Origin of the sequence: Paenibacillus germinis (assembly GCF_013141785.1) — a bacterium.
Classification (GTDB): Bacteria; Bacillota; Bacilli; order Paenibacillales; family NBRC-103111; genus Paenibacillus_E; species Paenibacillus_E phytorum.
Genome location: NZ_WHOC01000100.1, coordinates 13,768 through 27,020 on the forward strand (window position 1 = coordinate 13,768; position 13,253 = coordinate 27,020).

At 44.3% G+C, this 13,253-nt stretch carries 15 protein-coding genes and 1 other annotated feature; all 15 genes read left to right on the forward strand.

The window, feature by feature from the left end:
• Positions 1 to 282 precede the first annotated feature (282 nt).
• Positions 283 to 954: a serine O-acetyltransferase gene (cysE, locus tag GC102_RS20660; protein ID WP_246321031.1), complete on the forward strand. Its 672-nt coding sequence runs from the start codon at positions 283 to 285 to the stop codon at positions 952 to 954.
• Positions 935 to 2,335 carry a cysteine--tRNA ligase gene (gene cysS, locus GC102_RS20665; RefSeq protein WP_171691204.1) on the forward strand — a complete coding sequence of 467 codons (1,401 nt, stop codon included), beginning with the start codon at positions 935 to 937 and terminating at the stop codon, positions 2,333 to 2,335. The genes cysE and cysS overlap by 20 nt, the downstream gene beginning before the upstream one ends.
• A complete protein-coding gene (locus GC102_RS20670) occupies positions 2,332 to 2,763 on the forward strand; it encodes a Mini-ribonuclease 3 (RefSeq protein WP_047683219.1) in 432 nt (143 codons plus the stop codon). Before cysS ends, GC102_RS20670 begins: the two co-directional genes overlap by 4 nt.
• A 53-nt stretch (positions 2,764 to 2,816) precedes the next feature.
• Positions 2,817 to 3,557, forward strand: a complete 741-nt coding sequence (gene rlmB, locus GC102_RS20675; protein WP_047683217.1) for a 23S rRNA (guanosine(2251)-2'-O)-methyltransferase RlmB — start codon at positions 2,817 to 2,819, stop codon at positions 3,555 to 3,557.
• Positions 3,558 to 3,562: 5 nt separating this feature from the next.
• Positions 3,563 to 4,075, forward strand: coding sequence for an NYN domain-containing protein (locus tag GC102_RS20680; protein ID WP_171691205.1), 513 nt, complete (start codon positions 3,563 to 3,565; stop codon positions 4,073 to 4,075).
• A 119-nt stretch (positions 4,076 to 4,194) separates the two neighbouring features.
• Positions 4,195 to 4,839, forward strand: coding sequence for an RNA polymerase sporulation sigma factor SigH (gene sigH, locus GC102_RS20685; RefSeq protein WP_028557511.1), 645 nt, complete (start codon positions 4,195 to 4,197; stop codon positions 4,837 to 4,839).
• A gap of 224 nt (positions 4,840 to 5,063) precedes the next feature.
• The gene (gene rpmG / locus GC102_RS20690) at positions 5,064 to 5,213 is read left to right on the forward strand and encodes a 50S ribosomal protein L33 (protein WP_079418041.1); all 150 of its coding nucleotides are present in this window, start codon (positions 5,064 to 5,066) and stop codon (positions 5,211 to 5,213) included.
• A 19-nt stretch (positions 5,214 to 5,232) separates the two neighbouring features.
• Positions 5,233 to 5,445 (forward strand): preprotein translocase subunit SecE, encoded by a 213-nt coding sequence (secE, locus tag GC102_RS20695; RefSeq protein WP_171642872.1) that lies wholly within the window; start codon positions 5,233 to 5,235, stop codon positions 5,443 to 5,445.
• 24 nt (positions 5,446 to 5,469) lie between these two features.
• Positions 5,470 to 6,003, forward strand: coding sequence for a transcription termination/antitermination protein NusG (gene nusG, locus GC102_RS20700; protein ID WP_029196473.1), 534 nt, complete (start codon positions 5,470 to 5,472; stop codon positions 6,001 to 6,003).
• Positions 6,004 to 6,105: 102 nt separating this feature from the next.
• Positions 6,106 to 6,531: a 50S ribosomal protein L11 gene (gene rplK / locus GC102_RS20705; protein WP_029196472.1), complete on the forward strand. Its 426-nt coding sequence runs from the start codon at positions 6,106 to 6,108 to the stop codon at positions 6,529 to 6,531.
• A 120-nt stretch (positions 6,532 to 6,651) separates the two neighbouring features.
• Positions 6,652 to 7,344 (forward strand): 50S ribosomal protein L1, encoded by a 693-nt coding sequence (gene rplA / locus GC102_RS20710; RefSeq protein ID WP_171691206.1) that lies wholly within the window; start codon positions 6,652 to 6,654, stop codon positions 7,342 to 7,344.
• 54 nt (positions 7,345 to 7,398) lie between these two features.
• Positions 7,399 to 7,553: a sequence feature (ribosomal protein L10 leader region), on the forward strand.
• 66 nt (positions 7,554 to 7,619) lie between these two features.
• Positions 7,620 to 8,129: a 50S ribosomal protein L10 gene (gene rplJ / locus GC102_RS20715; protein WP_057304272.1), complete on the forward strand. Its 510-nt coding sequence runs from the start codon at positions 7,620 to 7,622 to the stop codon at positions 8,127 to 8,129.
• A gap of 54 nt (positions 8,130 to 8,183) precedes the next feature.
• Positions 8,184 to 8,549: a 50S ribosomal protein L7/L12 gene (gene rplL, locus GC102_RS20720; RefSeq protein ID WP_029196469.1), complete on the forward strand. Its 366-nt coding sequence runs from the start codon at positions 8,184 to 8,186 to the stop codon at positions 8,547 to 8,549.
• Positions 8,550 to 8,694: 145 nt separating this feature from the next.
• Positions 8,695 to 9,291, forward strand: a complete 597-nt coding sequence (locus GC102_RS20725) for a class I SAM-dependent methyltransferase (protein WP_171691207.1) — start codon at positions 8,695 to 8,697, stop codon at positions 9,289 to 9,291.
• Positions 9,292 to 9,673: 382 nt separating this feature from the next.
• Complete coding sequence (gene rpoB, locus GC102_RS20730; RefSeq protein WP_171642875.1) at positions 9,674 to 13,213, forward strand: DNA-directed RNA polymerase subunit beta; 3,540 nt, start codon at positions 9,674 to 9,676, stop codon at positions 13,211 to 13,213.
• The last annotated feature ends 40 nt before the right edge of the window (positions 13,214 to 13,253 follow it).

Consider the following 13,253-nt stretch of genomic DNA (forward strand, 5'->3'; position numbering starts at 1 on the left):
ACTAGGGATTTATCAGAGAGGATAATCAAAGTCGCGAGGCTTTGGCTGTGAGTTATCCAATTCCTGTAATCGGAAATGCACCTGGGAGCTGCCGCGCCGAATGCTCGTAAGAGTAGGGTAGGCGCAGCCGGAATACCCACGTTACGGGAACTTAAGTTGGGAGACTTCCGAGTCACCAAGCAGAGTGGAACCGCGATAACTACGCCTCTGCAGCCATATGGCTGCAGGGGCTTTTTTGTTTTAGAAGAATCCTTGAATGATTTCTACGAAGAAGGTGAGAACATGTGGGCAACGATCAAATCTGATATATCCGCCGTATTCGATAACGACCCGGCTGCACGCAGCTGGTTTGAGGTTGTTTTTACGTATTCTGGTCTTCATGCGATTTGGTCCCATCGAATCGGCCATTGGTTTTACAAGCGGGGGATGTATACTATCGCTCGTATCGTTTCGCAGTGGAGCCGGTTCATGACAGGGATTGAGATTCATCCGGGTGCGACGATAGGGAAAAGACTGTTTATTGATCATGGTATGGGTGTTGTTATAGGGGAAACCTGTGAGATTGGTGACGATGTCATCCTATACCAAGGCGTAACCTTAGGGGGTACGGGGAAAGAAAAAGGTAAGAGACATCCAACTATTGGCAATAATGTAGTTATTGGCTCGGGTGCCAAAATTCTCGGTTCGTTCCTTGTAGGCGAAAATTCACGTATTGGTTCTAATGCGGTGGTTATTCAGGAAGTTCCTTCAAATAGCACCGTCGTTACTATCCCTGCTAAACTTGTGAAGCGGGACGGAGTTCGTGTGAATCGTTTGGACCATGGGAACTTACCTGATCCCATTGTTGATATATTTCAGGAATTACAGAATCAGATTAATGATTTAAAACAGCAACTTGAACAAGAACGCCTTAAGAATGGAGAAACGAGAGAACATGACACTCAAAGTGTATAATACGCTAACGCGGAAAAAAGAAGAATTCGTGCCAATTGAACCAGGCAAAGTGAAGATGTACGTTTGCGGGCCTACTGTGTATAACTATATTCATATTGGTAACGGCAGACCGGTAATTTTCTTCGATGTTGTCCGTCGCTATTTGGAGTCTCAGAAGTATGAAGTGAACTATATTACGAACTTTACCGATGTGGATGATAAAATGATTCGTAAAGCCGAGGAGTTGGCTGTAACCGTTCCGGAGCTTGCAGAAACATTCATTCAAGCCTTTTTGGACGACGTCAAAACGCTAGGTGTTCACGATGCTACCTTGAATCCGCGCGTTACGGAGAACATTCAGGAAATTATCGATTTCATTGCTGCCCTTGTTGAGAAAGATTTTGCTTACGAAGCCCGCGGTGACGTTTATTACCGAACAAGTAAATTTGCTGAGTATGGCAAGTTATCCAATCAAAATCTGGAAGAGCTCCAATACGGTATCCGTATTGAAGTAGACGATCGCAAAGAGAGTCCTCAGGATTTTGTTCTGTGGAAAGCGGCCAAACCGGGAGAAATTTATTGGGATAGTCCATGGGGTCAAGGCCGTCCAGGCTGGCATATCGAATGCTCCGCCATGGTGCGCAAATATTTGGGTGAAACGATTGATATACACGGTGGTGGACAAGATTTGACATTCCCGCATCACGAGTGTGAAATCGCTCAGACGGAAGCTGTAACGGGGCATCCGATGGCTAATTATTGGCTGCACAATGCCTTCCTTAACATTGACAATGAGAAGATGTCCAAGTCACTTGGCAACGGGATTCTTATTCGTGATCTAGTTAAACAAATCAAGCCGCAAGTATTCCGTTTCTTCATGTTGTCCGCGCACTATCGCAATCCGCTGAATTTCAGCGATGAGAGCTTGAAACAAGCCTCTAATGCGTTAGAACGTATTCAAAATGCTTATGATAACCTGAAGCACCGCCTTACTACTGCTTCTGCGACTAGTGAAATAGAATCAGCACTAACGGATCGTTTGGCTGCGATTGCGAGCCAGTTTGATGATAAGATGAATGATGATTTCAATACTCCAGATGCTATTACAGCGGTATTCGACCTTGTTGCTGAAGCTAACCTGTATCTGCAACAGGAGCGGGTAAATGCTGCCGCACTGCAGCTTTTCTTGGATCAGCTGCAAGCCTTCGACCAAACCTTAGGGATTCTTTCACAGCAATCGGATGAGCTGTTAGATGATGAGATTGAGCAGTTGATTATCGAACGAACTGAATCGCGTAAGTCGAAGAACTGGGCCCGCGCAGATGAAATTCGTGACCTGCTCACAGAGAAAGGGATATTCCTTGAGGATACACCACAGGGAATACGCTGGCGCCGTAAATGAGCGAGTCCATCCATGACGCTGCGAACCTTTTTATTTTCCCGCCATCTAAAAGTCCCCATTTACTGAATCCGCTTGTATTGGCTTATATAGGGGATGCTGTGTATGAAGTGTACATCAGGCAATATGTGATTTCTGGAGCTAACCATCGGCCGAACCATTTGCACAAAGCATCGACGGGATATGTCTCAGCCAAAGCGCAATCCAAATTGTTGGAGGCTTTGATGCCGATGCTATCGGAAGAAGAAGTAGACATGGTAAAGCGGGGACGCAATGCCAAATCAGGAACTACAGCCAAAAACGCGGAAGTGCTGGAATACCGGCATAGCACCGCGTTTGAGTGCTTAATCGGATATTTGTACTATAAACAATCTTTTGAGAGATTGAAGGAAATATTAGACTTTGCGATTGCTTACAAGCAGAACAAGTAGCTTAAGCTAACGATGATTGTATTGTTCAAGCAAAACTTTTAGGAGGAACAGGAATGGATGAAGAATATATCGGCGGGAAGCACTCCGTTCTAGAGGCGCTTCGTGCTGGTCGGACGATTAATAAAATATGGATCGCAGAGAGTGCTCAGAAGCAATTCGCAGGTCCTATTGTAGCGGAAGCCAAAAATGTAGGCATTATCGTTCAGTTTACGGATAAGCGCAAGCTGGACCAAATGGCCGAAGGACTACAACACCAAGGGGTTGTAGCGCAAGTTGCTGCTTATGAGTATGTCGAAGTAGAGGATATTCTAGATAAGGCTAAAGAGCTCGGGCAAGAACCTTTTATCCTGATTCTTGATGAGATCGAGGATCCGCATAATCTGGGTTCGATTCTGCGAACAGCAGATTGCACGGGTGTTCATGGCGTCATTATCCCTAAGCGGCGTTCCGTTGGACTTACAGCTACGGTTTCCAAGACTTCAGCTGGGGCCGTTGAATATGTTCCCGTTGCACGTGTGACGAATATTGCGCAGACAATTGAGAAATTAAAAGAACAGGGAGTTTGGGTTGCTGGAACGGATGTGTCCGCTGCTCAAGATGTGTATAAAGCCAACTTTAGTATTCCAATAGCACTTGTTATCGGGAATGAAGGTAAAGGTGTAGGTCGATTAATTAAGGAGAAATGTGACTTCTTAGTTAAGCTTCCGATGGCAGGACATGTGAATTCTTTGAATGCGTCCGTCGCCGCGGGTGTATTGATGTATGAAGTGGTTAGACAGCGAAATAAGAGTTAAATGAAATGGAACAGTTTCTGATTGTTGATGGCTACAATATTATTGGCGCATGGCCGGAGCTGAGTAAGCTGAAGGACACGGATTTGGAGGGCGCTCGCGATCAGTTAATTCATATGCTGGCGGAGTATCAATCCTACTCGGGTATGAAGGTATATCTCGTTTTTGATGCCTATATGGTACCTGGACTTGGTAAGAAATATGTGCAGAGTAAGCTTATAGTACTCTATACCAAAGAGAAGGAAACGGCAGATGAACGGATCGAACGCCTGGTCACGAATCTGATGGGAAGGCGTAAGCAGATCTACGTAGCCACCTCGGATATGATTGAGCAGCATGTCATTTTCGGTAAAGGAGCTCTTCGAATGCCCGCTGGTGAACTGCTAGTCAAAATCAAACAGAATCGCAAAGAAGTGAGAGAACGTATTCATCCTGAAACTTCATCCAAGCGTAATCCGTTCGAAGGTAAACTGAGCCATGAGATCAAAGAGCAGTTCGAACGGTGGCGAAGAGGAGAGTGAATCCTCCAAATGCTAGAAATGGTGCGGTTCCCCGTTGACGGTGTGAGTTTGCTTCATGTATACTTAACCTAAACTTTTATAGTGAATCTGGGTAGTCCTGCAGGCCGGAGGGATTGTTGGTGAGTGTCGACCTCAAAGAACTGAGAATGTATGATTATGACCTCAAGCCAGATGAAGACATCGTCGAAGCAGTCCGTGAAGGCAGTAGCGAAGCGTTGGAATATCTTATCAATAAATATAAGAATTTCGTACGTGCCAAAGCACGTTCTTATTTTTTGATAGGTGCAGACCGAGAAGACATTGTGCAGGAAGGTATGATAGGTTTATATAAATCTATTCGCGACTTCCGAGGAGACAAGCTTGCTTCATTCAAAGCCTTTGCTGAACTGTGCATCACGCGACAGATCATCACGGCGATCAAGACAGCAACGCGTCAGAAGCACATTCCTCTTAATTCCTACGTGTCACTGGACAAGCCTATCTATGATGAAGATTCTGATCGTACGCTGCTTGACGTTATTAGCGGTTCCCGGGTTACAGATCCTGAGGAGCTTGTAATCAATCAAGAAGAGTTTACGGGCCTTGAAGATAAAATGGGAGAGATATTAAGTGACCTAGAGCGCAGGGTACTGATGCTCTATCTCGATGGCAGATCGTATCAAGAAATTGCCGTTGATCTCGATCGTCATGTGAAGTCTATTGATAATGCTCTTCAACGTGTTAAACGCAAGCTTGAACGTTATCTAGAAGTCCGAGATTTGTAGGAAGTACCCGTGCCGCTAAAGCTGTGCGGGTGTTTTTCTTTGTGAGAATGTTTAACAATTGCCTAGAGGGTCTATACTGGTGATACTCTCGCATTTATGAGACTTCTGCCTTGACACCCTATTACGGGTTGTGATAAAGTATTTCAGGTAGCCCTAAAAGTCGCTTTCTTTTTGACGCGCTTAGAAGGGCTTTAATTAGAAAGTGTCTGTAGGAGGTGTACATCATGCGGGTCATCATCACATTAGCGTGCACAAATTGCAAACAAAGAAACTATGCATCCACTAAAAATAAGCGCAACAATCCCGACCGTATTGAGTTGAAGAAATATTGCAAATTTTGCAATGAACATACTGCTCATCGCGAGACTAGGTAGTTCTTTGGAGGTGTAGTTTGTGGCGTTCTTGGCTAGAATGAGACAAAGCTTCGGATCCACTTTTTCCTTCTTCACCGACAGTTGGTCAGAACTCAAAAAGGTCAAGTGGCCAAGTCGCAAAGAGATGACTACTTATACGCTTGTCGTATTGGGTACCGTAACTTTTGTTGCCATCTATTTTTTTGTGCTGGATCTAGGAATTTCTGAGTTGCTGCGCCTTGTTTTTAAATAAACAGGACTATAGGTGAATTTATTCATGGAAAAAAGATGGTACGTCGTACATACCTATTCAGGGTATGAGAACAAAGTAAAAGCCAACTTAGAGAAACGCGTTGAATCTATGGAAATGACGGACAAGATCTTCCGTGTGCTTGTGCCTATGGAAGAAGAGCTGGTAAACAAAGACGGCAAGAAAAAAGTCGTCATGCGTAAAGTTTATCCAGGTTATGTCCTCGTAGAAATGATTCAGACGGATGACTCTTGGTATGTTGTACGTAATACGCCAGGAGTAACTGGATTCGTAGGTTCTACAGGATCCGGCTCTAAACCGACTGCATTATTACCTGAGGAAGTTGAATCTATCCTGAAGCATATGGGTATGGAAGAGCCGAAGGAGAAAATCGACTTCGAACTCAAAGAAACCGTACGCGTCAAGGTAGGACCTTTCGCAAACTTTGTCGGCTCTGTTGAAGAAATTGTTGCTGACAAGGGTAAACTTAAGGTACATGTCAACATGTTTGGTAGAGAAACCCCGCTTGAGCTCGATTTCGACCAAGTGGAAAAGCTATAAAACAAGACAACCAAGGGTTTCTACCAGGTCTATTCCTCGGGATAGACCTTCGTTAGTGGGATGGCAATGAGATCCCATATTAAAAGCAAGGAGGTGTCTATCATGGCAAAAAAGGTTATTAAAATCGTTAAGCTTCAAGTTCAAGCTGCGAAAGCAAATCCAGCACCACCGATCGGTCCAGCATTGGGTCAAGCAGGTGTGAACATCATGGCTTTCTGTAAAGAGTTTAACGCTCGTACTGCTGATCAAGTTGGTCTTATCATTCCGGTTGAAATCACAGTATTCGAGGATCGTTCCTTTACATTCATCACTAAAACGCCTCCGGCTGCAGTTCTTCTTCGCGTCGTTGCTGGTATCGAAAAAGGATCCGGTGAACCAAACAAAAAGAAAGTTGCAACTGTGAAACGCGCTAAAGTTCGCGAAATCGCTGAACAAAAAATGCCTGACCTAAATGCTGCATCCGTTGAGGCTGCAATGCGTATGGTTGAAGGTACTGCTCGCAGCATGGGAATCACTATCGAAGATTAATTCCGCAAGGAATGCGGTTAAACGATAAGCGCAAGCTATCGAAGTGGGTTTTCTCCGAGAAAACTCTTCAGCCGCTCGGTGGGAGGATTATCCGCTAATACCACTAAGGAGGATTTTAAAATGCCTAAACACGGTAAAAAATACCGCGAAGTATCTCAGCTTGTAAATGCTGAAGCTTTGTATGATCCGTCAGAAGCAATCGAGCTTGTTAAGAAAACAGCTCCTGCTAAATTTGATGAAACTGTAGATGTTGCAGTTCGTCTGGGTGTTGACCCAAGAAAACAAGATCAGGCTGTTCGTGGTGTCGTTGTACTTCCACACGGTACTGGTAAAACGAAACGTGTACTTGTATTTGCTAAAGGCGAGAAAGCGAAAGAAGCTGAAGCAGCTGGTGCAGATTTTGTTGGTGATGCTGACATGATCAACAAAATTCAACAAGGTTGGTTCGAATTTGACGTTTGCGTAGCTACTCCGGACATGATGAGCGAAGTTGGTAAACTGGGTCGTATCCTCGGGGGTAAAGGTTTAATGCCAAACCCTAAAGCAGGAACAGTTACTTTCGACGTTACCAAAGCTGTTCAAGAGATCAAAGCAGGTAAAATCGAGTACCGTCTTGACAAAGCAGGCCAAATCCATGCTCCACTTGGTAAAGTATCTTTCGATGCTGATAAGTTGAACGAAAACTTCAAAGCATTGGTTGATGCACTTGTAAGAGCGAAACCAGCAGCTGCTAAAGGTGTTTACCTGAAAAACATTGCTGTATCCTCCACAATGGGCCCAAGCGTTCGTGTGAACCTGCAATCCTTCAGATAAGTAAAAGCTACCAGTTGACTTCGGTTGCTGGGCGTGATACTCTATCAAAGGTCATAAAAATGAATATGCAAACCGTAGACAGTAGGTGCCGCCGTGCTTAATTTCCTACCGAGGTGTTATGATATATATAGCGATTTCTTTGTACTTCAGGGAAATAGTGAACACATCATGCCTTCGTAGCGTCTACGAAGGCATTTCTTATTTTAGATAAGGAATGCTGATGCTCCTACTGTTTGCGATCTTGAAAGATAAATGCATAAGAAGTGAGGTGTACTATGGCAAACGCGAAAATTCTTGCACAGAAAGAACAGGCAGTAGCTGAAGTAACTGAAAAGTTTAAAGCTAGTGCTTCTACAATCATAGCAGACTACCGCGGTTTGAACGTAGCTCAAGTAACGCAGCTGCGCAAAACCTTGCGCGAAGCTGGTATTGAATTCGTAGTTCTCAAGAACTCGTTGGCTAGACGCGCATCGGCAAATGCTGACTTAAGCGCATTGGATGAGTACCTAACAGGTCCAACTGCTATTGCTTTCAGCAATGACGATCTAGTCGCTCCAGCGAAAATCTTGACTGAATTTGCGAAAAAGAATGATCAATTGAGCGTAAAAGGCGGCGTGGTCGAAGGCCGCGTAGTTGGATACGATCAAATCAAAGCACTTGCTGAACTTCCATCCAGAGATGGTCTTCTCTCCATGTTGCTTAGCGTTCTTCAAGCTCCAGTTCGTAACTTTGCACTTGCTGTTAAAGCAGTTGCTGAGAAAAAAGAAGCTGAAGGTCAAGCTTAATTTTGTTTTACAACAACAACCACAAAATATATGAATGATAATGGAGGTTTAACCATGAGCAACAATGCAACGATCCTAGAAGCAATCAAAGGCATGACAATCTTGGAATTGAACGACCTGGTTAAAGCAATTGAAGAAGAGTTTGGCGTAACAGCAGCAGCTCCAGTAGCAGCTGGCGGTGGCGCAGCAGTAGCAGTTGAAGAAGCTCAAACTGAGTTTGACGTTATCTTGACTAGCGCTGGCGCATCCAAAATCAACGTAATTAAAGTAGTTCGCGAAATCACAGGTCTTGGCCTGAAAGAAGCGAAAGACTTGGTTGATGGCGCTCCTAAAGCAGTTAAAGAAAAAGTTAGCTCCGAAGAAGCAGAAGCTGTTAAAGCTAAGCTTACTGAAGCTGGCGCTTCCGTAGAAGTTAAGTAATCTTTCAATAGGAAACCTCTTGAAGCTTGACTTCAAGAGGTTTTTTTAACCGTTATAAGATGAGGTTTTTACCCTTAGGAAAGCCTTGGGAACGCTCTCGTTATTTGATTTTCCTAAAGGTAAAAGTGAAGGAGGAATTCATAACGTGTCAGAGCATTACTATACTGAGCGACCGACGGTTAAACGAGATGTCCACACTATGCAGGAAGTGCTGCGTGGTAAAACATATACGTTCCTGACGGATGCGGGAGTCTTTTCGAAAAAAGGTGTCGATTACGGTAGTAAGCATTTAATTGAAACTATGCAGCTGCGCGAGGATGCTAAGGTTCTTGATGTAGGGTGTGGGTACGGTCCTATTGGGCTAAGCGCTGCTGTCATGTGTCCGAAAGGGCATGTGACAATGGTCGACATCAATGAGAGAGCGATCGAGCTTTCAGTTGATAATGCGAAGCGTAACGGAATTACGAATGTGACCATCCTCCAAAGTGATCTCTTGGAACAAGTGCAGGGGCAACGCTTTGACGCGGTTTTAACCAATCCGCCCATTCGTGCCGGCAAGGAAGTCGTTCATCGCATTTTTACGGATGCTTTTGAATGCTTAGTTGACGGCGGGGCTATCTGGGTTGTTATTCAAAAAAAGCAGGGTGCTCCATCGGCCATGAAAAAACTCGAGTCCTTGTACAGTGAAGTTACTGAGGTATCCAAAGATAAAGGGTACAAAATTCTCAAAGCCACGAAGTAATCGAAAGCTTATTGAAGTGGGATGAAGTCTTTGTTGACAATCGTGGGAATTTGTTTGACTTGACATTTCACATGTGGTATTATTAAAAAATGTCAGTATTAAGATGGGACACATGTCTTTAGTTAACAAAAATGTCAAGTGTTTTTTTCTTCCTGGATGAATAAAATTTGAACTTGTAACGTATAATGTTTGAATTTTAGGAAACTCTAACAGGATGGGAAGAAATATTTGGAAAAGTCTTATTGATTACAGGGAAAAACCTTCCTTCATACAGTCGCTTAATTCGGACGGGCTCCACTAACGGAGGCGTCCTGAGTGTACGTCGGTAGAAGTTTTTCTTCTTCTTTTTATTTATTGAGTAGAGTTGAGGGGTGAATGAAAGTTGGCGGGACATCTTGTTCAATTTGGACGACGTAAACGCAGGACTTATGCACGAATTAATGAGGTGCTGGGCATTCCAAACCTGATTGAAATCCAGCAAAAATCGTATGAGTGGTTTTTGGAAGAAGGACTTCGCGAGATGTTTCAGGATATCTCTCCGATCCAGGATTTTACAGGTAACCTAGTACTGGAGTTTATTGACTATAGCTTAGGCGAGCCTAAGTATTCAGTTGATGAATCCAAAGAACGCGACGTAACCTATGCGGCGCCGTTAAGAGTCAAAGTCCGTTTGATTAATAAGGAAACCGGTGAGGTCAAAGAACAAGAAGTGTTCATGGGGGATTTCCCTATCATGACTGACACGGGAACGTTCATTATTAACGGTGCGGAGCGTGTAATCGTCTCCCAGCTCGTTCGTTCACCCAGTGTTTATTATAGCACGAAAGTGGATAAAAACGGCAAAAAAACATATACCGCAACCGTCATTCCGAACCGTGGAGCTTGGTTGGAGCTTGAGACTGATGCGAAAGATATCATCTATGTTCGTATCGATCGCACGCGTAAAATTCCAGTAACTGTCCTTCTTCGTTCCTTAGGATTTGGTACAGATGCTGAGATTTTGGATTTGCTGGGTGACAATGAATACATCCGTAATACGCTCGATAAAGATAACACGGATTCTACGGAAAAAGCGTTAATCGAAATCTATGAGCGTCTTCGTCCGGGCGAGCCTCCTACACTTGATAATGCTAGAAGCTTGATCGTTGCTCGTTTCTTCGATCCGAAGCGTTACGATTTGGCGAATGTAGGTCGCTACAAAATCAATAAAAAACTTCACATCAAAAACAGATTGTTCAATCAACGTTTGGCTGAAACACTTGTGGACTCCGAGACTGGAGAAATCATTGCAGAAGCTGGGCAATTGCTTGATCGTCGTGTTTTAGATGAAATCCTTCCTTTTATTGAAAAAGGTGCAGGATATAAAGAATTTACGATTCCTAAAGGTGTAACGGGCGCGGATACGATTCCAGTTCAGTGCATCAACGTTTATTCACCAACAGAAGAGGGCAAGGTCGTTAAAGTTATTTCTAACGGTGTTATTGATAAAACTGTCAAAAACATCACGCCTGCCGATATTATTTCATCCATTAACTATTTCATCAATTTGCTTCACGGTATCGGGAATACGGACGATATTGACCACTTGGGTAACCGTAGACTTCGTTCTGTAGGTGAATTGCTGCAAAATCAATTCCGTATTGGTCTTTCCCGTATGGAACGTGTTGTTCGCGAGCGTATGTCGATTCAAGACGCGAATGTAATTACACCACAAGCGTTAATCAACATTCGACCTGTTATCGCATCGATCAAAGAGTTCTTCGGTAGTTCACAACTTTCTCAGTTTATGGACCAAACGAATCCACTTGCTGAATTGACGCACAAAAGACGTCTGTCTGCACTCGGACCCGGCGGTTTGACGAGAGAGCGTGCAGGTATGGAAGTTCGTGACGTCCATCACTCTCACTATGGCCGTATGTGTCCAATTGAGACGCCAGAGGGACCGAACATTGGTTTGATCAACTCCTTGTCTACGTTTGCCCGTATTAATGAGTATGGCTTCATTGAGGCGCCATATCGTTGGGTAGATCCGAAGTCAGGACTTGTAACCGACCAAATCGCTTACCTGACAGCAGACGAAGAGGATAACTATGTTATCGCTCAAGCGAATGCGCAATTGACGGAAGATAATAAATTTGTTGAAGATGCAATTATCGTGCGTTACAAGGATGACAACTTAACACTTCCGGTTGAACGTGTCGATTACATGGACGTTTCTCCGAAGCAAGTTGTTTCCGTGGCAACGGCGTTAATTCCGTTCCTTGAAAATGATGACTCCAACCGTGCGCTTATGGGTTCAAACATGCAGCGTCAAGCGGTTCCGCTTTTGATCCCGAAAGCACCTCTTGTAGGAACGGGTATGGAGCATAAGGTCGCAAAAGACTCAGGAGTATGTATTGTCTCCAAATTCGATGGAATTATTGAGAAAGCTGCTGCGAATGAAATTTGGCTGCGTCGCCAAGAATTGGTCGATGGCAAGCTAGTTAGCGGCAACATCGTCAAATATAAGCTCCACAAATTTATGCGTTCTAACCAAGGTACATGTATTAATCAACGTCCGATTGTTAAAAAAGGGCAATTGGTTAAAGCGGGCGATATTCTTGCAGATGGACCTTCAACAGAACAAGGTGAATTGGCACTTGGACGTAACGTTGTCGTAGCCTTCATGACTTGGGAAGGTTACAACTATGAGGATGCGATCTTACTTAGCCAAAAGCTAGTGAAAGAAGATGTATACACTTCTATCCACATTGAGGAATACGAGTCCGAAGCACGTGATACGAAGCTGGGACCTGAAGAAATCACTCGTGATATCCCGAACGTTGGGGAAGATGCACTGAAAAATCTTGACGAGCGCGGTATTATTCGTGTCGGTGCCGAAATCGGCGCAGGCGATATCCTTGTTGGTAAAGTAACACCTAAAGGTGTAACAGAACTGACAGCGGAAGAAAGATTGCTGCATGCGATCTTCGGTGAGAAGGCTCGTGAGGTTCGTGATACATCCCTTCGCGTACCGCATGGTACAGACGGTATTGTTGTTGATGTGAAAGTATTTACTCGTGAGAACGGCGATGAGCTGCCTCCTGGTGTGAACCAACTCGTTCGTGTCTATATCGCACAAAAACGGAAAATTTCCGAAGGCGACAAAATGGCAGGACGTCACGGTAACAAAGGGGTAGTTGCACGTATTCTTCCGGAAGAAGATATGCCTTTCCTTCCAGATGGTACACCGGTTGAAGTTGTGTTGAATCCACTAGGGGTTCCTTCACGGATGAACATCGGTCAAGTGCTTGAAGTTCACTTAGGTATGGCTTCCAAGTACCTGGGTATCCATGCTGCAACACCGGTATTCGATGGAGCGCGTGAGTATGACGTGTTCGATGCGATGGAAGAAGCAGGTATGCAGCGTAGCGGTAAAACGATTCTGTACGATGGTCGTACAGGGGAGTCGTTCGAACGCGAAGTTACCGTTGGCGTCATGTACATGATTAAACTGGCGCACATGGTTGATGATAAAATCCATGCCCGTTCAACAGGACCTTACTCCCTTGTTACTCAGCAGCCGCTGGGTGGTAAAGCGCAGTTCGGTGGACAACGTTTCGGAGAGATGGAGGTATGGGCACTCGAGGCTTATGGAGCTGCTTATACACTGCAAGAAATTCTTACTGTGAAATCCGATGACGTTGTAGGCCGTGTGAAAACATATGAGTCTATCGTTAAAGGCGAGAATGTCCCAGAACCAGGTGTTCCGGAATCATTCAAAGTTTTGATCAAAGAACTTCAAAGCTTAGGTATGGATGTTAAAATCCTTTCCGGCGACGAAGAAGAGATCGAAATGAGAGAAGCCGACGATGACGACGAAGTCACTAGCGATAAATTAAACCTAAACTTAGAGGGCTCTGAATTAGGAGTCAACGAATAAAGAACACCACAATAGATCGAGAACGATTCACTGCATAGTG